The 20,356-nt window shown below is 73.6% G+C and carries 16 protein-coding genes and 1 pseudogene; 13 read left to right on the forward strand and 4 right to left on the reverse strand.

Going from position 1 to position 20,356, the window contains the following annotated elements:
- Nucleotides 1–123: 123 nt before the first annotated feature.
- The 5 genes and pseudogenes from ispG to AMK26_RS12915 form a co-directional block, all read left to right on the forward strand.
- Nucleotides 124–1,120 (forward strand): flavodoxin-dependent (E)-4-hydroxy-3-methylbut-2-enyl-diphosphate synthase (ispG, locus tag AMK26_RS12895; RefSeq protein WP_206745194.1); only part of this gene is annotated, 997 nt, incomplete at its 3' end.
- 1 nt (nucleotide 1,121) lies between these two features.
- Nucleotides 1,122–1,587, forward strand: a pseudogene (locus tag AMK26_RS38690) (flavodoxin-dependent (E)-4-hydroxy-3-methylbut-2-enyl-diphosphate synthase); the annotation flags it as partial.
- An 848-nt stretch (nucleotides 1,588–2,435) separates the two neighbouring features.
- Nucleotides 2,436–3,281, forward strand: a complete 846-nt coding sequence (locus tag AMK26_RS12905) for a GNAT family N-acetyltransferase (RefSeq protein ID WP_073754641.1) — start codon at nucleotides 2,436–2,438, stop codon at nucleotides 3,279–3,281.
- A 31-nt stretch (nucleotides 3,282–3,312) separates the two neighbouring features.
- Entirely contained in the window at nucleotides 3,313–3,852 is a 540-nt protein-coding gene (locus AMK26_RS12910; protein WP_073754642.1) for a GNAT family N-acetyltransferase, read from the forward strand.
- Between the two features lie 68 nt (nucleotides 3,853–3,920).
- Nucleotides 3,921–5,615: a proline--tRNA ligase gene (locus AMK26_RS12915; RefSeq protein ID WP_073754643.1), complete on the forward strand. Its 1,695-nt coding sequence runs from the start codon at nucleotides 3,921–3,923 to the stop codon at nucleotides 5,613–5,615.
- Between the two features lie 642 nt (nucleotides 5,616–6,257).
- On the opposite strand, the gene AMK26_RS12920 is transcribed toward AMK26_RS12915, so the two are convergent.
- The 4 genes from AMK26_RS12920 to AMK26_RS12935 form a co-directional block, all read right to left on the reverse strand.
- The gene (locus tag AMK26_RS12920) at nucleotides 6,258–7,199 is read right to left on the reverse strand and encodes a slipin family protein (RefSeq protein WP_079277553.1); all 942 of its coding nucleotides are present in this window, start codon (nucleotides 7,197–7,199) and stop codon (nucleotides 6,258–6,260) included.
- 81 nt (nucleotides 7,200–7,280) lie between these two features.
- Nucleotides 7,281–8,174, reverse strand: a complete 894-nt coding sequence (locus AMK26_RS12925; protein WP_073754644.1) for an aminoglycoside phosphotransferase family protein — start codon at nucleotides 8,172–8,174, stop codon at nucleotides 7,281–7,283.
- A 31-nt stretch (nucleotides 8,175–8,205) separates the two neighbouring features.
- Nucleotides 8,206–8,628 (reverse strand): DUF4439 domain-containing protein, encoded by a 423-nt coding sequence (locus tag AMK26_RS12930; RefSeq protein WP_073754645.1) that lies wholly within the window; start codon nucleotides 8,626–8,628, stop codon nucleotides 8,206–8,208.
- Nucleotides 8,625–9,311 carry a hypothetical protein gene (locus tag AMK26_RS12935; RefSeq protein WP_073754646.1) on the reverse strand — a complete coding sequence of 229 codons (687 nt, stop codon included), beginning with the start codon at nucleotides 9,309–9,311 and terminating at the stop codon, nucleotides 8,625–8,627. The genes AMK26_RS12930 and AMK26_RS12935 overlap by 4 nt, the downstream gene beginning before the upstream one ends.
- Nucleotides 9,312–9,465: 154 nt before the next feature.
- Here AMK26_RS12935 and rimP point away from each other — a divergent pair, with 154 nt between their 5' ends.
- The 8 genes from rimP (at nucleotide 9,466) to AMK26_RS12975 (ending at nucleotide 20,314) form a co-directional block, all read left to right on the forward strand.
- Nucleotides 9,466–9,963, forward strand: coding sequence for a ribosome maturation factor RimP (gene rimP / locus AMK26_RS12940; protein ID WP_073754647.1), 498 nt, complete (start codon nucleotides 9,466–9,468; stop codon nucleotides 9,961–9,963).
- 2 nt (nucleotides 9,964–9,965) lie between these two features.
- On the forward strand, nucleotides 9,966–10,973 hold the full coding sequence (gene nusA, locus AMK26_RS12945; protein WP_073754648.1) for a transcription termination factor NusA: 1,008 nt from the start codon (nucleotides 9,966–9,968) through the stop codon (nucleotides 10,971–10,973).
- A 118-nt stretch (nucleotides 10,974–11,091) separates the two neighbouring features.
- Nucleotides 11,092–11,385, forward strand: a complete 294-nt coding sequence (locus AMK26_RS12950; protein ID WP_073754649.1) for a YlxR family protein — start codon at nucleotides 11,092–11,094, stop codon at nucleotides 11,383–11,385.
- Between the two features lie 162 nt (nucleotides 11,386–11,547).
- Complete coding sequence (gene infB / locus AMK26_RS12955; RefSeq protein ID WP_073754650.1) at nucleotides 11,548–14,640, forward strand: translation initiation factor IF-2; 3,093 nt, start codon at nucleotides 11,548–11,550, stop codon at nucleotides 14,638–14,640.
- Nucleotides 14,641–14,779: 139 nt separating this feature from the next.
- Nucleotides 14,780–15,073 (forward strand): DUF503 domain-containing protein, encoded by a 294-nt coding sequence (locus tag AMK26_RS12960; RefSeq protein ID WP_073754651.1) that lies wholly within the window; start codon nucleotides 14,780–14,782, stop codon nucleotides 15,071–15,073.
- 51 nt (nucleotides 15,074–15,124) lie between these two features.
- The gene (gene rbfA, locus AMK26_RS12965; RefSeq protein ID WP_073754652.1) at nucleotides 15,125–15,577 is read left to right on the forward strand and encodes a 30S ribosome-binding factor RbfA; all 453 of its coding nucleotides are present in this window, start codon (nucleotides 15,125–15,127) and stop codon (nucleotides 15,575–15,577) included.
- Nucleotides 15,574–16,473, forward strand: coding sequence for a tRNA pseudouridine(55) synthase TruB (gene truB, locus AMK26_RS12970; protein WP_073754653.1), 900 nt, complete (start codon nucleotides 15,574–15,576; stop codon nucleotides 16,471–16,473). The genes rbfA and truB overlap by 4 nt, the downstream gene beginning before the upstream one ends.
- Before the next feature lie 196 nt (nucleotides 16,474–16,669).
- Complete coding sequence (locus tag AMK26_RS12975) at nucleotides 16,670–20,314, forward strand: S1 family peptidase (protein WP_073754654.1); 3,645 nt, start codon at nucleotides 16,670–16,672, stop codon at nucleotides 20,312–20,314.
- The last annotated feature ends 42 nt before the right edge of the window (nucleotides 20,315–20,356 follow it).

Here is a 20,356-nt window from a genome sequence, read left to right on the forward strand (position 1 = left end):
ACGCGTGAACGACAGCGGCCGGACACCCCGTGGTGTCCGGCCCTGTCATTGGGGGCCTGTAATCTCGAAGCTGGAGCCCGCCGATCTCGGGACCGCGATTCAGACCTTGGGGTTGCACAGCAGATGACCGCGATTTCTCTCGGTATCCCGTCCGTTCCGACCAAGCTGGCCGACCGCCGTGTCAGCCGCAAGATCCAGGTCGGCTCGGTGGCCGTCGGCGGCGACGCGCCCGTGTCGGTGCAGTCCATGACGACGACCCGGACCTCCGACATCGGCGCCACGCTCCAGCAGATCGCCGAGCTGACCGCGTCCGGCTGCCAGATCGTACGGGTGGCCTGCCCCACCCAGGACGACGCGGACGCGCTCGCGACGATCGCCCGCAAGTCGCAGATCCCGGTCATCGCCGACATCCACTTCCAGCCGAAGTACGTCTTCGCCGCCATCGACGCGGGCTGCGCGGCGGTCCGGGTGAACCCGGGCAACATCAAGCAGTTCGACGACAAGGTCAAGGAGATCGCCAAGGCCGCCGGCGACGCGGGCACCCCGATCCGCATCGGCGTCAACGCGGGCTCCCTCGACAAGCGGCTGCTGGAGAAGTACGGCAAGGCCACCCCGGAGGCGCTGGTCGAGTCCGCGCTGTGGGAGGCCTCCCTCTTCGAGGAGCACGGCTTCCGCGACATCAAGATCTCGGTCAAGCACAACGACCCGGTCGTGATGATCGCGGCGTACCGGCAGCTCGCCGCCCAGTGCGACTACCCGCTGCACCTCGGCGTCACCGAAGCAGGTCCCGCCTTCCAGGGCACCATCAAATCGGCCGTCGCCTTCGGCGCCCTGCTCAGCGAGGGCATCGGCGACACGATCCGCGTCTCCCTCTCGGCGCCCCCGGCCGAGGAGGTCAAGGTCGGCATCCAGATCCTGGAGTCCCTCAACCTCCGCCGGCGCCGCCTGGAGATCGTCTCCTGCCCCTCCTGCGGCCGCGCCCAGGTCGACGTCTACAAGCTGGCCGATCAGGTCAGCGCGGGCCTCGACGGCCTGGAGGTCCCGCTGCGCGTCGCGGTCATGGGCTGCGTCGTCAACGGGCCCGGCGAGGCCCGCGAGGCGGACCTGGGCGTCGCCTCCGNGGCCGTCGCCTTCGGCGCCCTGCTCAGCGAGGGCATCGGCGACACGATCCGCGTCTCCCTCTCGGCGCCCCCGGCCGAGGAGGTCAAGGTCGGCATCCAGATCCTGGAGTCCCTCAACCTCCGCCGGCGCCGCCTGGAGATCGTCTCCTGCCCCTCCTGCGGCCGCGCCCAGGTCGACGTCTACAAGCTGGCCGATCAGGTCAGCGCGGGCCTCGACGGCCTGGAGGTCCCGCTGCGCGTCGCGGTCATGGGCTGCGTCGTCAACGGGCCCGGCGAGGCCCGCGAGGCGGACCTGGGCGTCGCCTCCGGCAACGGCAAGGGGCAGATCTTCGTCAAGGGCGAGATCATCAAGACCGTGCCCGAATCCAAGATCGTGGAGACCCTCATCGAAGAGGCGATGAAGATCGCCGAGCAGATGGAGAAGGACGGCGTCATGTCCGGCGAACCGGAAGTCTCCGTGAGCTGACCCCGCGCTCCCCGCGCCCCGGCTGCCGCCTCGGCCCCGGGGCGCGCGCCGTTCCGCCCCCGACCCCGCCGGGCCCGTGCCCACCATCCCCGATCCGCAGTCGGCCTCCGGCCGGGGGGGCCGTGCTCACCACCCCCCATCCGCAGCCAGCGTCCGACCCCGCCGGGCCCGTGCACACCACCCCCCATCCGCAGTCGGCGTCCGGCCGGGGTGGGGCCGTGCAGGGTCGCCCCCGCAGAGGTTGGCGGCTCCGAAAGGGCTCCCTTGCGAGCGACCCGAGGCCGCCGGCCTCGAGGAGGTGAGCCCGGAGGGGCCCCGCCCCCACGCACCGGGGGTAGCCGCCGCTCGGGCACCGCGCCGGGGGGAACCGAAAAAGGGCGCCGCCCCGGTTCCGTTGTGCCCACCCGTTCCTCCCCCCTAGGACTTCGTCCTGGGGGGACCCCCAGCGGAACGACTGCCCACAACGGGCGGGGTGGGCGAGCCCCCGAGCGACTGCCCACAGCGGGGTGCCGACCCGGACTGAAGGACCACAACGGGGGCTGGCGCTCCGGAGGCGAGGGCCCGCAACGGGTGTACGCCCCTGAATGACTGCCCACGACGAGGGTGGGCGCCCCGAGCGATTGCCGACAACGGGGGCGGGCGCCCCCGGGCAAGGGGCCGCAACCGGGGCGGCCGTCCGGGGGTGCGGGGCCGCAACGAGCCCGGGGGCACGCCCCCGCCCCGGAGGGACGCCCCCGCCCCGGGGGGCACGCCCCCGCGCAGGGGCCGCGCACCCGCGTCCTGCCGCTTCACCCGCACCGGCAGGTACAGTGCCAGGACCCGTATGGAACGCATGGTGAGGCCCCCTCGTGTTGACGCAGACCACCACCCGGGTCCTCGAGCCCAGCGACCTCGGCGCCGCGCTCGCCGTCCTCGAGAGCGAGCCTGTCGCCAACGCGTTCGTCACCTCCCGCGTGCAGGTCGCCGGGCTGGACCCCTGGCGCCTCGGCGGCGAGATGTGGGGCTGGTACGCGGACGGGCGGCTGCGCTCGCTCTGCTACTCCGGCGCCAACCTCGTCCCCATCTGCGCCACGCCCGAAGCCGTCCGCGCCTTCGCCGACCGCGCCCGCCGGGCCGGCCGCCGCTGCTCGTCGATCGTCGGCCCCGCCGAGCCCACCGCCCAGCTGTGGCGGCTCCTCGAACCGGGCTGGGGCCCCGCCCGGGACGTCCGCGCGCACCAGCCGCTGATGGTCACCGACCGGCCGTCCCCGGACGTGGCGCCCGACCCGTACGTCCGCCGCATCCGCAAGGACGAGATGGACGTGATCATGCCGGCGTGCGTGGCCATGTTCACCGAGGAGGTCGGCATCTCGCCCATGGCGGGCGACGGCGGCCTGCTCTACCAGGCCCGCGTCGCCGAGCTCGTCGGCGCGGGCCGCTCCTTCGCCCGCATCGAGGACGGCAAGGTCGTCTTCAAGGCCGAGATCGGCGCCGCCACCCCCCAGGCGTGCCAGATCCAGGGCGTCTGGGTCGCCCCCGAGTACCGGGGCCGGGGCCTGTCCGAGACCGGCATGGCCGCCGTCCTGCGCTACGCCCTCGCCGACGTCGCGCCGGTCGTCTCGCTGTACGTCAACGACTACAACCTCCCCGCCAGGGCCGCGTACCGCCGTGTCGGATTCCAGGAGGTCGGCGCCTTTATGAGCGTGCTCTTCTGAGGCGCGTGAGGCACTTGTAAGGTTCGGTCGCATGGATGACGTCGTGGTCCGCCCCGTCGACCTCGCCGCGCGCGTGGACGACGCCCTCGCCGTGCAGGCCCTCGCCTTCGGGCTGACCGAGGACGAGGTCGCCGTACGTCGCCACATCGTCCTGCGCCACCTGCTCAGCCCGGGCGCGTGCGCCTACGGCGCGACCACACCGACCGGGCGGCTCGTCGGCTTCGTGTACGGGATGCCCAACGACCGTACGCACTGGTGGTCCACGGTCGTCCAGCCCTACCTCGTCCGCGAGGGCAACGACGCCTGGCTCGACGACTCCTTCGTCATCACCGAGCTCCACGTCCACCCCGCCTTCCAGGGCCGGGGCATCGGGCGTGAGCTGATCACCACCATCACGGACGCCGCCGAGCAGCCACGCTCGATCCTCTCGGCCATCGACGTCGAGAACCCGGCCCGGTTCCTCTACCGCGCCCTCGGCTACCGGGACCTGGCGCGCCGGGTCCACTTCCCCAGTGCCACGAAGCCGTACGCGGTGATGGGCGCGCCGCTGCCGCTGCCGCGGCCGAACTGATTTCCTTCGGCAGCCGCCCCGGAGCTAACCTCCTAGCCATCACACTTTTCACCGCAGGAGAGTTCCCCATGGCCCAGGTCCAGCGCATGTCCCGGTTGATGGTCAAGACACTGCGCGACGACCCGGCGGACGCCGAGACGCTCAGCCACAAGCTGCTCGTCCGCGCCGGTTACGTACGCCGCAACGCCGCGGGCATCTGGTCCTGGCTGCCGCTGGGCATGAAGGTCCTGGAGAACGTCTCGCGCGTGGTGCGCGAGGAGATGGACGCGATCGGCGCGCAGGAGGTCCTGCTGCCCGCGCTGCTGCCCAAGGAGCCGTACGAGGCGACGGGCCGCTGGGAGGAGTACGGCGCCGAGCTGTTCCGCCTCAAGGACCGCAAGGGCGGCGACTACCTGCTCGGCCCCACCCACGAGGAGATCTTCACCCAGCTGGTCAAGGACCAGTGCACGTCCTACAAGGACCTGCCGGTGATCCTCTACCAGATCCAGACGAAGTACCGCGACGAGGCGCGTCCCCGTTCCGGCATCCTGCGCGGCCGCGAGTTCCAGATGAAGGACTCGTACTCCTTCGACACCACGGACGAGGGCCTGGCCGAGTCGTACGCGCTGCACCGCCAGGCGTACATCAACATCTTCGACCGGCTCGGCCTCCGCCACAAGATCGTCTCCGCTGTCTCGGGCGCCATGGGCGGCTCGGCGTCGGAGGAGTTCCTGGCCCCGGCCGCCGCGGGCGAGGACACCTTCGTCTCCTGCTCCAACTGCGACTACGCCGCCAACACCGAGGCCGTCACGTTCAGGCAGCAGCCGGAGGACCCCACCGCGCACGGCCCGGTCGAGGAGCTGGACACCCCCGACACGCCGACCATCGAGACGCTCGCCGCGCACCTGGACGTCCCGGCGTCCCGCACGCTGAAGAACCTCCTGGTCAAGGTCGACGGCGAGATCGTCGCCGTCGGCGTGCCGGGCGACCGCGAGGTCGACATGGGCAAGCTGGAGGACCACCTGGCTCCGGCCACCGTCGAGCTGGTCACCGCCGAGGACTTCGAGGGCCGCGACGACCTCGTACGCGGCTACGTCGGCCCGCAGGGGCTGGACAAGGTCCGTTACATCGCCGACCCGCGCGTCTCGCCCGGCACGGCCTGGATCACCGGCGCCAACAAGCCCGACACGCACGCGAAGAACGTCGTCGCCGGCCGTGACTTCGAGGTCGACCAGTACCTGGACGTCGTCGTGGTGGAGGAGGGCGACCCCTGCCCGAACTGCGGCAGCGACCTCGAGATCGGCCGCGCCATCGAGATCGGCCACATCTTCCAGCTCGGCCGCAAGTACGCCGACGCCTTCCAGCTCGACGTCCTCGGCCAGAACGGCAAGCCCGTACGCGTCACCATGGGCTCGTACGGCATCGGCGTCTCCCGCGCGGTCGCGGCCCTGGCCGAGCAGCACGCGGACGAGCAGGGCCTGTGCTGGCCCCGCGAGATCGCCCCGGCGGACGTCCACGTCGTCGCGGCCGGCAAGGCGCTCCAGACGGAGCTCGCGCTCGACGTCGCCGGCAAGCTCGGCGAGGCGGGCCTCCGCGTCCTGGTCGACGACCGCGCCGGCGTCTCGCCGGGCGTCAAGTTCACCGACGCCGAACTCATTGGCGTCCCCAAGATCCTCGTCGCCGGCCGCCGCTCCGCCGAGGGCGTCGTGGAGCTGAAGGACCGCCGCACCGGCGAGCGCGAGGAGCTCACGGTCGACGAGGCGATCGCCCGCCTCAGCGCCTGACGCCCCCGGGGCCCGGCCCCCGGGTCGGGCCTGCCCCCCGGGGCGCCGGGTGGCACCCGGCCTGGATCTGCACCCGGTGCCGGGTGACATCCGGCCCTGATCTGCACCCGGTGCCGGGTGACATCCGGCCCTGATCTGCACCCGGTGCCGGGTGACGGAGGCTCCGGCCTCCACCTCAGGCCAGGCCCCCTGGTCGGGCCCCCTCCCCGGGCGTGGCCGCTCGTTGGACTCGCCCCCCGGCTCGGCCCTGGGCGGCCCTGGCCTCCGTGGACTTTGCCCCACGGTCGGGCCTGCCGCCGACCCCGCTGTGGACAGTAGTCCCGCCGGGCGAGCTCCCCCCGTTGTGGGCAGTCGTCCCGCTGGGGGTCCCCCAGGACGAAGTCCTAGGTGGAGGGACGGGTGGGCACAACGGGACGGGGGTCTCTCGTTCACCCCCGGCGCGGTGCCGCTTGCGGGGCGGCCACCGCCGGGGCGCGTGGGGCGGGGCCCCTCCGGGCTCACCTCCTCGAGGCCGGCGGCCTTGGGTTCTCCAGGTTGGGAGCCCGACTGTCGCCGCCAACCTCTGCGGGGGCGACCCTGCACGGCCCCGCCCCGGCCGGACGCCGACTGCGGGACGGTGGGTGGGGCGGGGCGCGCGCGACGTCAGATGCAGCCCGCCGTGCCGGCGTCGTCGTCCCGTACGTGGGGTGCCGGCGCCGGTTCGTGGACTGGTGGCTCGGGGACCGGCTGCGACGCGCGGAACGTGTCGAGCGGGTCGTGCAGGTGCGGGTCGTGGACGTGCAACTGCTGCTGCGGGGCCCACTGCTGTCCCATCGAGGGCGGGTTCTGCCCGGCCCGCTCCAGGAAGCGCAGCAGCTCCACCGGGAACGGCAGCACCAGCGTCGAGTTCTTCTCGGCGGCGACGGCCACGATGGTCTGCAGCAGCCGCAGCTGCAGGGCGGAGGGCGTCTCCGACATCACTCCCGCCGCCTCCGCCAGCTTCTTCGACGCCTGCAGCTCCGCGTCCGCGTTGATGACCCGGGCCCGCCGCTCGCGGTCGGCCTCGGCCTGGCGGGCCATGGAGCGCTTCATCGTCTCCGGCAGCGAGACGTCCTTGATCTCGACCCGGTCGATGGTCACACCCCACTCGACGGCCGGGTTGTCGATCATCAGCTCCAGCCCCTGGTTGAGCTTCTCCCGGTTGGAGAGCAGGTCGTCCAGGTCGCTCTTGCCGATGATCGACCGCAGCGAGGTCTGCGCGATCTGCGAGACCGCGAACCGGTAGTCCTCGACCCGGATGATCGCGGCGGCCGCGTCCACGACCTTGAAGTACACGACCGCGTCCACCCGGACCGTGACGTTGTCGCGGGTGATGCCCTCCTGGGCGGGCACCGGCATGGTCACGATCTGCATGTTGACCTTGTGCAGCCGGTCGATGAACGGGACCACGAGCGTGAAGCCCGGCGCCCGGATGCCCTGCCGGAGCCGGCCGAACCGGAGGACGACGCCCCTCTCGTACTGCTTGATGACCCTGGCGGCGGCTGACAGGTACAGCGCGCCTGCGGAGCCCGTCGCCGCGGCCGCCGTGAGCAGTTCCTCGACCATGACAACCCCCTGCCATAGGAGCCGGGTGGGTTACGGGTGCGTTATGCCCAATATCGCACCTGTGGGGCCGTCTGGGGAGTTCTAGAGCCAGCTCGCGAATTCCAGCAGCAGCTCGCCGTCCTGCCGCCGTCCTGCCGCCAGGGCCCGCGCCCCCGACTCCACGGCCCGGAACAGGGTCCAGCCGCGCAGCCGCTCACGGTCCACGTCGAGGGAGTCGGCCAGCTTGTTCACCCGGCGGCGCCCGGACGTCGGGCCGGAGGCGGCCGCGACCAGGTCCTCGACCCGGTCGCGGACCAGCCGGGCCAGGTCGTACGCGCGTTCGCCCACCAGCGGGTCCGGACCGACCGCCAGCCAGGGCGCCCGGTCACCGGCCAGCACCTTGCCCTGGCGGAAGTTGCCGTGCAGCAGCAGCTCCTCGGGAGCGTCCGCGACCAGCTCGTCCCGCGCGCCGAGCGCCGCCGACACCAGCTCGGCGCTCTCCGTGTCCTTCACCGCCCGCATCGCCTCCGCCTGCCGCGCGGTCCGCTCGGCGACCGATTCGAAGCCGTGGCCCTCCGGCGGGGCCACCCACAGGCGCCGCACCGTGCCGGCGGCCTCCAGCAGCGCCTTGGCCTCCGGCAGGGAGCGCAGGCTCACCTCCGGGTGCAGCCGCTCCAGCAGCAGGTCCGGCCCGGCGGTGTCCAGCGCCCGCACCGCGCCCCAGCCGTCCCAGTGGGCGAGCGCCGCCCGCTCCAGGTCCGGCGCGGCGAACGGCGGCACCACCTTCAGCGCGGCCGGGGTGCCGTCCGGCAGCCGTACGAGGACGACGAGGCTGCTGCGGCCGCCCGGCGCGATCACCCGTTCGACGTCCAGGTGCCGCAGGTCCACCGCCTGCCGGGCGAGCTCCGGAAGCCGGGCGAGCCAGTCGCCCGCGGCCGCGTCGCCGTACGTCTCGCCGAGAGCCCGCACCAGTCGCTGCGGCGGTTCAAAACCCATGCGTGCGTTGTTCCCTCTCGAAAGCCGGGGCTCACAGTCGCTCGGCGAGCCCAGGAAAGGCTACGCCGCTGCCCCGCCACCGCACGGCCCGCACCGCGGCCTCCCGCAGCGCGCTCGCCGCCTCTCGCCGCAGCGGCCCCTCCGCGGCGCGTACGAGGTCGGAGTACACGCCCGCGACCCGGTCCTCCAGCTCGGCGGCCAGCCGTACGGCCGCGGCCGCGTCCGGCACCGGGAACGGCAGCGCGTACGCGGCGGCGGACGCGGCCGGCTTCCCGCCCAGGTCGCGCACCGTCCGCGCCAGCGCGTCCCGCCGGGCCCGGTGGGCGTCGTACGCGGCGGTCGCCTCCGCCCGCCGTCCGTCCCCGACGCGGCCGCCGACGACCCCGTACCCGTACACCGCCGCGTGCTCGGCGGCGAGCGCCGCCTGCGCGGCCTCCAGGGCGGCCTCGCTCATGACGGGATCCCTTCACTGGTCAGCAGGTACGCGTGCGCGGCCCCCGAGGCCGCGACGGACGCCAGCAGCCGGGCGTACTCGGGCGGAGCGGTGAGGAGGGCGGCGGCGTGCGCGTCGGCCGCCCGCCGCGCCGCCGCGGCCAGCTCGGCGACCGCGACGGTGGGGTCGGCGGGCACGGGCCCGGCGGCCATGACGGCCCCGGGCCCCCCGGTACCCGGGGCGCCCGTACGGGCAGGACCGCCCGGCCCGGCGGCCACCCCCGGCGCCGCCGGGCCCGCCGGGGCCCCCGCGCGGGCCGGGCCCTCCGGGGTCGTCGGCGTGCCCGGGGCGCCCGCGCGGGCTGGGCCGTCCGGGGGTGCCGGGGGCGTCGGGGCGGGCGTGGCGCCCGCCGGGGCCAGGGCCGTCACGTGGGCCGCGACCGCCGCGCGCAGCGGGGTCAGCCGGGCGGTCAGCGCGGGGTGCGCGGCGAGCACGGCGTCGAACCGGGCCAGCAGCGCCGCGCTCGTCGCGGCCGAACGGCGCCGCAGCGCCGTCTCCGCGCGGGCCGCGCGTTCGGCCTCCGCCGCGGACGACGACGTACCGCCAAGGCCGCCGTCCGACGTGCACGCCCCGAGCACACCCGCCGCGGCCACCGTGCCCGTCGCGATGAGCGCACGTCTCCGTGTCGTCCCCGTACGCCCCACGCGTCACTCCCTCCACCCAAAGCCCAAGATCACCGCAGGCGAGCGTACCCGCGGCTCGCGCGAGGTGGACGGCAACACCCCCCGCGACCGGATACCCTTTGATCTGACACGCGACGATCCACACAACAGCACACGCGGCCGAGGAGTCACCCGGATGAGCACCACCCAGAGCGAAAGGCTGCGCGGGCTGCTGGAACCGCTGGTCAGCGAGAGGGACCTGGACCTCGAGGAGATCGAGGTGTCCCGGGCGGGCCGGCGGCGGATGCTGAGGATCATCGTCGACTCGGACGAGGGCGTGGAACTCGACGCCTGTGCCGAGCTGAGCTGCGCCATCTCCGACAAGCTCGACGAGACGGACGCGATGGGCGACGAGGAGTACGTCCTCGAAGTCAGCTCGCCGGGCGCCGACCGCCCGCTGACCGAGCACCGCCACTACGTACGCGCCACCGGCCGCCTCGTGAAGCTCCAGCTGCACGAGGGCGCCGAGCTGGTGGCCCGCATCCTCTCCGTGGACGACGACGGCCTCGATCTCGAGGTGCCGGGCGTGAAGGGGCGCAAGCCCACCGCCCGCCGCGTGACGTTCGGGGACATCGCGAAGGCGCGCGTGGAGATCGAGTTCAACCGCAAGGACAAGAAGGAAGAGGAGGCGTAGCCGTGGACATCGACGTGAAGCTCCTGAGGGGCTTGGCGCAGGAGAAGGAGATTCCCTTCGACCTGCTGGTCGAGGCGATCGAGTCGGCCCTCCTCATCGCCTACCACCGCACCGAGGGAGCCCGCCGTCACGCCCGTGTCGTGCTGGACCGGCAGACCGGTCATGTGACGGTGTGGGCGAAGGAGGACCCGGCCGACCTGGAGGAGGGGCAGGAGCCCAAGGAGTTCGACGACACGCCGTCGGACTTCGGCCGCATCGCGGCGAGCACCGCCCGTCAGGTCATCCAGCAGCGGCTGCGGGACGCCGAGAACGACGTGACGTTCGGCGAGTACGCCCGCCGCGAGGGCGACATCGTGGCCGGCATGGTGCAGCAGGGCAAGGACCCCAAGAACGTCCTGGTCAAGCTGGACGACAAGCTGGAAGCGATCCTTCCGGTGCAGGAGCAGGTGCCGGGCGAGGAGTACACGCACGGGCTGCGGCTGCGGACGTACGTCGTCCGCGTCGCCAGGGGCGTGCGCGGCCCGTCCGTCACCCTGTCGCGTACACATCCCAATCTGGTGAAGAAGCTGTTCGCGCTGGAGGTCCCCGAGATCGCGGACGGTTCGGTCGAGATCGCGGCGATCGCCCGTGAGGCCGGCCACCGCACCAAGATCGCGGTACGGTCCACCCGTTCGGGACTGAACGCCAAGGGCGCCTGCATCGGCCCGATGGGCAGCCGTGTGCGCAATGTCATGGCCGAGCTGCACGGCGAGAAGATCGACATCGTCGACTGGTCGGACGACCCGGCCGAGATGGTGGCGAACGCCCTGTCCCCGGCCCGCGTCTCCAAGGTGGAGGTCGTCGACCTCGCTGCCCGGTCCGCCCGGGTGACCGTGCCGGACTACCAGCTGTCGCTGGCGATCGGCAAGGAGGGGCAGAACGCCCGCCTGGCCGCCCGCCTGACCGGCTGGCGCATCGACATCCGCCCGGACACCGAGCAGACCTCCGAGCAGGGCTCCGAGCAGGACTGAACCCGCTCCGGGGAATAGAACCCGCCATGGTCACGTTGTGCGATGGCGAGATCACGACAACAACCGTTCGATTCTTGCCCCAAAGGGGTGAGGTCGGTGCGGGGAGGTAGACTTAACCGTGTCTGGCCGGACGCACGCCCGCGCCTGCCCTGAGCGAACCTGTGTGGGATGCCGGGAGCGAGCGGCCAAGCGCGATCTGCTGCGCATCGTGTTGATCAAGGGCGGCTGCGCCCCCGATCCACGCGGTACGCTGCCCGGCCGGGGTGCTTATGTGCATCCCGCCTCGGTCTGTCTCGACCTGGCGGTCCGCCGCAGGGCGTTCCCCAGGGCCTTCAGGGTCCAGGGGCCGCTCGAAGTCGCGGACGTCCGCCAGTACGTCGAGCAGTCGGCACCCGTAAGTTCGGCACCGTAAGTTCGGCACCGTAAGAAGAAGTACGGCACGGAACACCGTGCGGTCAGGTACCTCGCGAGTTGGAAGTAGGTCGAGATTGCGATGAGCACTCGATGAGTACGCGATGAGTACGCCCATGAAGTAGCGACGGTCCGGCGGTAACCCGGACCTAAAAGGAGCGAAGTGGCTAAGGTCCGGGTATACGAACTCGCCAAGGAGTTCGGTGTAGAGAGCAAGGTCGTCATGGCCAAGCTCCAGGAACTCGGTGAATTCGTCCGTTCGGCGTCTTCGACCATCGAAGCGCCGGTTGTACGTAAACTGACTGACGCGCTGCAGGGGCCCGGCGGCAACGCCGGCAAGTCCGCAGCCAAGCCGGGCGCGCCTCGCAAGGCCGCGCCTGCCAAGCCTTCCCCCGCCGCGCCCTCCCCGGCGCAGGCGGCACGTCCCGCCGCCCCGAAGCCCGGCGCCCCCGCGCCGAAGCCCGCGGCGGCCGAGAAGCCCGCGGTGGCGGAGAAGCCCGCGACGCCGGCCCCCGGCCCGCGTCCCACCCCGGGTCCGAAGCCCGCGGCGGCGCCCAAGCCGGCGCCCGCCTCCCCGGCTCCCACCGCCCCGGAGTTCACCGCGCCCCCGTCGGCCCCGGCCGCCGGTCCCCGGCCCGGTGCCACCCCCGGTCCCCGTCCCGCCGGCCGCCCGCAGGGCGAGCGCGGTCAGGGCGGCGAGCGCGGTGGCCGTCCCGGCGGCGCCCCGCGCCCCGGTGGCGAGCGTCAGGCCCCCCGTCCGGGTGCCCCGCGTCCCGCGGGTCCGCGTCCGGGCAACAACCCGTTCACCTCTGGTGGCTCCACCGGCATGGCGCGCCCGCAGGCGCCCCGTCCGGGCGGCGCCCCGCGTCCCGGTGGCCCCGGTGGTGCCCCGGGCGGTCCGCGTCCGCAGGGCGCCGGTCAGGGCGGTCCCCGTCCCCAGGCCGGTCCCGGTGGCCCGCGTCCCACTCCCGGCGGCATGCCCCGTCCCCAGGCCCCGCGCCCGGGTGGCGGCCCCGCCGGTAACCGCCCGAACCCGGGCATGATGCCGCAGCGTCCGGCTGCCGGTCCCCGCCCCGGCGGTGGACCCGGTGGCGGTGGCCGCGGTCCCGGTGGCGGTGCCGGTCGTCCCGGCGGCGGCGCCGGTCGTCCCGGTGGCGGCTTCGCCGGTCGTCCGGCCGGTCCCGGCGGCGGTGGCGGCGGCTTCGCCGGCCGTCCCGGTGGCGGCGGTGGCGGCGGCGGTCGTCCCGGTGGTCCCGGTGGCGGTGGCGGCGGCTTCGGCGGTCGTCCCGGCTTCGGTGGCCGTCCCGGCGGTCCCGGTGGCCGTGGTGGCACGCAGGGTGCGTTCGGCCGTCCCGGCGGTCCGGCGCGTCGTGGCCGTAAGTCGAAGCGGCAGAGGCGCCAGGAGTACGAGGCCATGCAGGCCCCGTCGGTCGGCGGCGTGATGCTGCCTCGCGGCAACGGCGAGACCGTTCGCCTGTCGCGCGGTGCGTCCCTCACCGACTTCGCGGAGAAGATCAACGCCAACCCGGCGTCCCTCGTCGCGGTCATGATGAACCTCGGCGAGATGGTCACCGCCACGCAGTCCGTCTCCGACGAGACGCTGCAGCTGCTCGGCGACGAGATGAACTACACGGTTCAGATCGTCAGCCCCGAGGAGGAGGACCGCGAGCTGCTCGAGTCCTTCGACCTCGAGTGGGGCGAGGACGAGGGCGGCGAGGAGTACCTCGCACCGCGTCCGCCGGTCGTGACCGTCATGGGTCACGTCGACCACGGTAAGACCCGACTGCTGGACGCGATCCGCAAGACGAACGTCGTCGCGGGCGAGGCCGGCGGTATTACGCAGCACATCGGTGCGTACCAGGTCGCCACCGAGGTCAACGGCGAGGACCGCAAGATCACCTTCATCGACACCCCGGGTCACGAGGCGTTCACCGCCATGCGTGCCCGTGGTGCGAAGTCCACCGACATCGCGATCCTCGTGGTCGCGGCCAATGACGGTGTGATGCCCCAGACGATCGAGGCGCTGAACCACGCCAAGGCGGCCGACGTGCCGATCGTGGTCGCGGTCAACAAGATCGACGTCGAGGGTGCGGACCCGGTCAAGGTGCGCGGTCAGCTGACCGAGTACGGCCTGGTGGCCGAGGAGTACGGCGGCGACACCATGTTCGTCGACATCTCCGCCAAGCAGGGCCTGCACATCGACGAGCTGCTGGAGGCCGTGATCCTCACGGCCGACGCGTCGCTCGACCTCCGGGCCAACCCGGAGCAGGACGCGCAGGGTATTGCCATCGAGGCCCACCTGGACAAGGGCCGCGGCGCCGTCGCGACCGTCCTGGTCCAGCGAGGCACGCTGCGGGTCGGCGACACGATGGTCGCGGGCGACGCCTACGGCCGAGTGCGCGCCATGCTCGACGACAAGGGCGAGAACGTGGAAGAGGCGGGTCCCTCGACCCCGGTCCTCGTCCTCGGTCTCACCAACGTCCCGGGCGCCGGCGACAACTTCCTGGTGGTCGACGAGGACCGTACGGCCCGTCAGATCGCCGAGAAGCGTGCCGCCCGTGAGCGCAACGCCGCGTTCGCCAAGCGCGTGCGCCGCGTCTCCCTCGAGGACCTGGACAAGGTGCTCAAGGCCGGCGAGATCCAGCAGCTCAACCTCATCATCAAGGGTGACGCTTCCGGTTCCGTCGAGGCGCTCGAGTCGTCGCTGCTCCAGCTCGACGTCGGCGAAGAGGTCGACATCCGGGTCCTGCACCGCGGTGTCGGTGCGGTCACGGAGTCGGACATCGACCTGGCGATGGGCTCCGACGCCATCGTCATCGGCTTCAACGTCCGCGCGGCCGGCCGTGCCGCGCAGATGGCGGAGCGCGAGGGCGTCGACGTCCGGTACTACTCGGTGATCTACCAGGCCATCGAGGAGATCGAGGCGGCCCTCAAGGGCATGCTCAAGCCGGAGTACGAAGAGGTCGAGCTCGGTACGGCGGAGATCCGCGAGGTCTTCCGCTCGTCCAAGCTGGGCAACATCGCCGGTGTCCTCATCCGCTCCGGCGAGGTGCGACGCAACACCAAGGCGCGCCTCATCCGCGACGGCAAGGTCATCGCGGAGAACCTCAACATCGAGGGTCTGCGTCGCTTCAAGGACGACGTCACCGAGATCCGCGAAGGCTTCGAGGGTGGTATCAACCTCGGAAACTTCAACGACATCAAGGTCGACGACGTCATCGCGACGTACGAGATGCGCGAGAAGCCGCGCGGCTGATCCCAGCCACGGCAGCCGGGGCCGGTCGGCGGAAGTATTTCCGTCGATCGGCCCCGGCCGTTGCGTGTACGGTTCTTGGTGTCCCTGCCAAGTGGTTGGCAGGGCCCTGAACCCGAACCGGCGGGACATCCGGGCACACATGTATGTGGGGACTCTGTCCTTCGACCTGCTCCTCGGCGACGTACGGTCGTTGAAGGAGAAGCGCTCCGTCGTCCGCCCGATCATCGCGGAACTGCAACGCAAATTCGCGGTGAGCGTGGCGGAGACCGGCTCCCAGAACCTCCATCGCAGGGCCCACATCGGTCTCGCGATGGTGTCGGGGGACGTCGGGCACCTGACGGACGTGCTGGACCGGTGCGAGCGCATGGTCGCCGGCCGGCCCGAGGTGGAGCTGCTGTCGGTACGCCGGCGGATGCACACCGATGAAGACTGAACGTGCCGCACTGTGGCACGACGAACGTAGGACGAAAGAGGAGAAGGACCGGTGGCCGACAACGCGCGGGCCCGCAAGCTGGCCGATCGCATCCAGGTCGTGGTCGCGGAGACCCTGGACCGGCGTATCAAGGATCCGCGACTGGGCTTCGTGACCATCACGGACGCCCGGGTCACCGGTGACCTGCGGGAGGCCACGGTCTTCTACACGGTCTACGGCGACGAGGAGGAGCGGGCGGCGTCGGCGGCGGCCCTGGAGTCCGCGAAGGGCATCCTGCGCTCCGAGGTGGGCAAGCAGACCGGCGTCCGCTTCACGCCGACCCTGACCTTCGTACCGGACGCCCTGCCGGACAACGCCCGCACCATCGAGGACCTCCTCCACAAGGCGCGGGCCAAGGACGCGGAGGTGCGCGAGGTGTCGACCGGCAAGACGTACGCCGGCGAGGCCGACCCGTACCGCAAGCCGGAGGACGAGGACGAGGACGAGGGCGAAGCCTCGGAATGACACAGCACAACAGGACGCCCGACGGGCTTGTCATCGTCGACAAGCCGTCGGGCTTCACTTCGCACGACGTCGTCGCCAAGATGCGCGGGATCGCCAGGACCCGCCGCGTCGGACACGCGGGGACGCTCGACCCGATGGCGACCGGTGTGCTGGTCCTCGGCGTCGAGAAGGCCACCAAGCTCCTCGGTCACCTCGCGCTGACCGAGAAGGAGTACCTGGGCACCATCCGCCTCGGGCAGAACACCATCACCGACGACGCGGAGGGCGAGATCACCTCGTCCGCCGACGCCTCCCGGGTCACCCGTGAGGCCGTCGACGGGGAGGTCGCCAAACTGACCGGCGCCATCATGCAGGTGCCGTCCAAGGTCAGCGCCATCAAGATCGACGGCAAGCGGTCGTACGCGCGCGTGCGGGGCGGCGAGGAGTTCGACATCCCGGCCCGCCCGGTGACGGTGTCGTCGTTCCAGGTGTACGACATGCGTGACGCCGTCGCGGAGGACGGCACCCCCGTCGTCGACCTGGTCGTGTCGGTGGTCTGCTCCTCCGGTACGTACATCCGCGCCCTCGCCCGCGACCTGGGCGCCGGGCTAGGCGTCGGCGGCCACCTCACGGCGCTGCGGCGCACCCGGGTCGGCCCGTACAAGCTGGACGCGGCCCGCACCCTGGACCAGCTCCAGGAGGAGCTCACCGTCATGCCGATCGCCGAGGCCGCGGCGGCCGCGTTCCCCCGCTGGGACGTGGACGAGCGGCGGGCGAAGCTGCTGCTCAACGGCGTACGGCTGGACATGCCCGCCTACGACACGGCCCCCGTGGCGGTCTTCGGGCCGGAGGGCCGCTTCCTGGCGCTGGTGGAGGAGAAGAAGGGCAAGGCGAAGAGCCTGGCGGTCTTCGGCTGACCGCGCTCCGGCGATCGCTCGCACCGTGGAGCGGGCAACAGGCCCGCTCCACGACCCCCCTCCCAGAGGGTCTGTCCGCCCGGCACCGCGGATTCACCCACTTGGGCAGGCGCTCGGAGTGAATGACGGGGGCACTCGGGGGCGCTTTCGAACCACGTCCTTCTCCCGGTGATCAACGCCGCCCTACCGTCGAACCATGGAACGCGGGGAACGGGCGACGCTGGTGCGGATCTGCGATCCGGCCGGCCGGACCCGGGGGGCCGGCTTTGTCGCCGACGACGAGGGCACGGTCGTGACCAGCCACGAAGCCGTGGACGGGCTCGACCGGATCGAGGTGCGCGCGCCCGGCGGCCGCACGTACGTGGCCGGGTCCGATGCCATCACTCCACTGCCCGAGGCCGACCTGGCGCTCGTGCGCACCGAAGGGCTCGGCGTGAGCCCGCTGCCGGTGGCCGCCCGGGGGCGCGTCGAGGCGGGGACGTACGTACGGATCGCCGCGCACGGCTGGCGCGAGGCGCGCGTGCTCGGCACCGCCCGGGTGACCTACACGGCCGCCGACCGGTTCCACCTGCTCGGTGACGTGCTGGAGCTCGCCATCGGGACCGAGGGCAGCGAGGCGCTGCGGCGGGGCGGCGAGGCCGCGGGCGGCCCCGTCCTGGACGCCGCCACCGGCGCGGTACTGGGCGTGCTCGGGACGGCGCTGCACGCCGGGCACCGGGCGGCCGGGCTCGCCGTCCCGCTCGCACGGGTCGCCGCGGCGGCGCCCGAGGGCCCACTGGCCGCGCTGCTGCGGCGCAACGCCGCCACCGTCCCCGCGTACGGCGCCGACCTGAACCTCGCGGGTGTCCTCCGGCTCGCCGCCACGACGGGCCGGCCCGCCGGTGGGCCCAGCGCCTGGCCCGACCCGGTGGAACGGCGCGCCGTCGCCGACGAGTTGACGGCCTTCGAGGCGTCCGACGCCGTGGCGTTCGCCCTCGTCGGCGACCCGGGAACCGGCCGGACCGCCGAACTGCGCGCCCTCGCCGCCCGGCGCGCACGGGGCGACGCACCCGCCCCCACCCTCTGGCTGCGCGGCGCCGACCTGCGCGCCGACGACACGTCCCTGGCCGACGGCGTCGCGCGGGCACTGCGGGCGGCCGGCCGGATCGTGGCCTGCTCGGGCGCGCCCGGCGACATGGGCACCGCCACCCCCGAACGGGTGGCGCGGCTCGCCCTCGACTGGGGGCGCCCCCTCCTCGTACTCCTCGACGGGCCGGAGGAGATGCCGCCCGCCCTCGCGCACCGGCCGGCCGCCTGGACCGCCGGGACCGTGTCGTGGCTGCGCGCGCACCGCGCCCGGCTCGTCGTCGCCTGCCGCCCCGAGCACTGGGAACAGGCGGGCGCGCTGTACCCCTCCGGGGCGCTGCACCGGCCCGGGCGGCCCGCGTGGCGGCTGCCGGACGCGCTGCGGATCGGCGACCTCGCCGGGCGCGAGGCGAAGCGGGCGCGGGAACGGTACGGGCTGCCCGGCGACGCCCTCGCGGCGGACGACGCCCGGCACCCGCTGGCGCTGCGGCTCCTCGCGGAGGTACGGGAGGCCCTGCCCGGGGACGTACCGGGGCGGCCCGGCCGGGCGGAGATCTTCGCCGCGTACCTGGACCTGATGTGCCTGCGCGTCGCCGTCCGGATCGCCGCCGCGTCCCGGCCCGCGCTGCACGGCGCCGCGGTACGGCGGCTGGCCACGCGGGTGGCGGGCCGCGTCCACGAGGCGGCGCGGCGCTGCCTGGGGCCCGGGCAGGGGGAACTGTCCCGCGAGGCCTTCGAGGAACTGTTCCCCTGGGCCACCGGCTGGGCGCCCGCCGTCCTGACGGAGGGCCTCCTGGTCCCGGCGGGGGCCGGCTACCGGTTCGCCCACGAGGAGTTCGGCGACTGGATCCAGGGCACTCACCTGGACCTCGACGCGGCGCTGGACGCGCTGGTCCACGGGGAGGACCTTGGGGAGGAGGCCGTGGAGGAGGCCTTCGACGGCGCCGTGGAGGGTGCCTTGGAGGAGGCCTTGGAGGGTGCCTTGGAGGGTGCCTTGGGGGTCCAGCCCGCCCCGCCCGTTCTCCCCGTCCCGCGCCACCGGATCGGCCCGGTCCTCCAGGCGCTCCTCCTCCTGGACCGCACCCAGGGCCCGACCGCCCTGGCCCGGCGGCTCGAGGCCCTCATCGACGCCATCGACGCCATCGACGCCGTTGACGCCGTCGACGCCTTGGACGAGGGCGAGGAGCGGGGCGGCGTGGGTGTGGACCGGCCCAGGGAGGGGCGGCTTCAGGACGCCGAGTGGTGGGGCGCCCGGTTGCTGGGCGAGACGCTGCTGAGGTTGCCGGACCTGCGGCCGTACCTGGGCGTGCTGCGGCTGCTGGCCGAGCGCGTCACCGCACGCTCCGGCCGGGGCGGGTTCGGCGAGTTCGGGCCCTGGTTCTGGGAGCGGCTCCGCCTCGGCGAGGACGACCGCCTCGACCTGCTGCGCCGGCTCGTGCCCGCCGACGGGCCGCCCGGGGGGTGCGCCGCCCCGCGCTACCTGGACGCCGTCGCCGTACGCCTGGCAGCCGACCCGCGAGGCGTACAGCCCCTGCTGTGCCGCTGGTTCACCGACGAGCGGCCGCTGCCCGCCGAGCCGGGCGCCCGGGTGCGGCCCACCGTCGCCGGGGCGGCGCAGGCACTGCTGTACGCCCACCGCGACCTGGCCGTCGACGACCTGTGCGAGGCCCTCGTGACCACCGCGCACCCGCGCGCCGACGAGCTGCTCGCCGCCCTCGCCGAGGACGAGCCCGCCGCGCTGTGCCGAGCCGTCGACCGCTGGGCCCACGACGACACCCGGCCCGGCCGCCGCGTGGCCGCCGCCGCGTACGGGCAGCTGCTCGCCGCGCACGTCACCGCCGACGCGGACCGGGAACTGCTGCGGTACGCCGCCCTCGCGCTCCTCGCCCGCCCCGGGGAACAGGCTCTGCACGGACCGGCGCTCGGCCTGCTCGTACGCGACCCGCGCAGCCGCTCCCCGTACCTGCGCCAGGCCCTGGCCGCCTTCCGCGCCGGTACCCCCGGGCTGCCCGCGAGCGCGCTCGCCGCCGCGCTGCACACCCACCCCGAGCAGGTCCTCGCCGCGTTCCGTCGCCGGCTCCTCGATGGAGGCCCGGGTCCCGGGGCCGTACTGGAGGTGCTCGCCGAGGTCCGCACGCCCGCGCTCGCCCGCCGCGCCGCCGACCTGGTCCGGGCGTACGTCGACCGCCACCCCGAGGGCGCCGCCCACGCGGCCGCGTACGTCGACCGGCGCCTGGAGCAGGGCCCGGCCGCCCGGGCCGTTCTCTTCCCGCTCGTCAGCGGAGTGCTGCGGGGCAGCCCCGTGGAGGTCCGCGGCGCGCTCGCCCCGGTCCTCGCGGCGCCCGGCACGCGCGCGTCACGACCGCTGCGCGACGAGCTCCTCGACGTACTCCTGGAATACGAGCGGTACGAGAGCCACGACGGGCGCGACCTCGCCGTGCTCGACGCGCTGCTGCGGGCCGCCGCACTCGGCGCCGCGCGGCGCCCGGAGGCACGCACCCGGGAGCTGGTCCACCGCACCGGGCTGCTCCTCGTCCGTACGCTGGAGGGCGCCACCTGCTTCGACCGGCGGCTCGTGGAGCTGGCCAGGGAGGTGCCCGGGTTCGCCGCCCTGGTGGTCGGATGGCTGCGGCAGGCCCCGGGGGACTGGGCGTTCGTGGTCGGACCCAGCGCCCGCCGGACCGTCGAGAGCCTGGGCGGCGCCCCGGCCGGTCCGGCCCATCCGATGCCGATGCGGGCCGGAAGCCGTGGGCATGGCAGTCTTAGACCTGCGTAAGCGGTCAATGACGTACACGGGTTCGGGCGAGGAGCGGTCACA

This window comes from Streptomyces sp. CB03234 (assembly GCF_001905885.1).
Lineage (GTDB): Bacteria > Actinomycetota > Actinomycetes > Streptomycetales > Streptomycetaceae > Streptomyces.

Bases quoted from the DNA above. Each gene is read 5' to 3' on its own strand.
- AMK26_RS12910 (WP_073754642.1), top strand. From the start codon at position 3,313: ATGGATGACGTCGTGGTCCGCCCCGTCGACCTCGCCGCGCGCGTGGAC.
- AMK26_RS12915 (WP_073754643.1), top strand. From the start codon at position 3,921: ATGGCCCAGGTCCAGCGCATGTCCCGGTTGATGGTCAAGACACTGCGC.
- AMK26_RS12920 (WP_079277553.1), bottom strand. From the start codon at position 7,199: ATGGTCGAGGAACTGCTCACGGCGGCCGCGGCGACGGGCTCCGCAGGC.
- AMK26_RS12925 (WP_073754644.1), bottom strand. From the start codon at position 8,174: ATGGGTTTTGAACCGCCGCAGCGACTGGTGCGGGCTCTCGGCGAGACG.
- AMK26_RS12930 (WP_073754645.1), bottom strand. From the start codon at position 8,628: ATGAGCGAGGCCGCCCTGGAGGCCGCGCAGGCGGCGCTCGCCGCCGAG.
- rimP (WP_073754647.1), top strand. From the start codon at position 9,466: ATGAGCACCACCCAGAGCGAAAGGCTGCGCGGGCTGCTGGAACCGCTG.
- AMK26_RS12960 (WP_073754651.1), top strand. From the start codon at position 14,780: ATGTATGTGGGGACTCTGTCCTTCGACCTGCTCCTCGGCGACGTACGG.
- truB (WP_073754653.1), top strand. From the start codon at position 15,574: ATGACACAGCACAACAGGACGCCCGACGGGCTTGTCATCGTCGACAAG.
- AMK26_RS12975 (WP_073754654.1), top strand. From the start codon at position 16,670: ATGGAACGCGGGGAACGGGCGACGCTGGTGCGGATCTGCGATCCGGCC.